This is a genomic window from Arthrobacter vasquezii (assembly GCF_029455255.1).
GTDB lineage: Bacteria > Actinomycetota > Actinomycetes > Actinomycetales > Micrococcaceae > Arthrobacter_D > Arthrobacter_D parietis.
This window is the reverse complement of sequence record NZ_JAROKN010000139.1, coordinates 1-538: the sequence shown is the minus strand read 5'-3', so window position 1 is coordinate 538 and position 538 is coordinate 1. Positions and strand designations below refer to the sequence as shown.

Genomic DNA, 538 nt, shown 5'->3' with positions numbered 1-538 from the left:
TGCCTGTTCCGTGTGCTGAAGAGCCACCGACTCATATTCCTCAACCCGATCGACCCCATACGAACCGGCACCCATGCGACCCGCATCCCGCTGCCTCTGGCCTCCGCCCCGCTGCGCGACGCAATCAACTCCGCAGACCCGGCACGGGCAGCTGTCACATCTATCGTCGCTTTTCACGGTCTTAGATCAGGGCAACTGCGGAAGCTGCAGTTGACCGATCTCCATGACGGACGCCTACGTCTGGGGCAGCGCACCATTCCACTGGCACAACCGGTCCGGGACCGGATTTCTCTCTGGCTGGCCTACCGCGAACAACGCTGGCCTTCAACGAGGAACCCGCACGTCTTTATCAGCCGACGCACAGCCCTCGACAGCGCACCAGTCGGCGTCCAATGGATCACCACCTCGATAGGGATGACCGCCCAACAAGCCCGCGAAGACCGGATCCTGCACGAGCTACATGCCAGCGGCGGCGACCTCCGCCGCATCTGCGACATGTTCGGCCTAAGCATCGCCGGAGCAAGCCGCTACTCCACCG

1 pseudogene is annotated in these 538 nt (G+C 63.2%); it reads left to right on the top strand.

The annotated features are described in order from the left end of the window. A pseudogene (locus P4U43_RS17980) lies at positions 1–538 on the top strand (hypothetical protein); the annotation flags it as partial.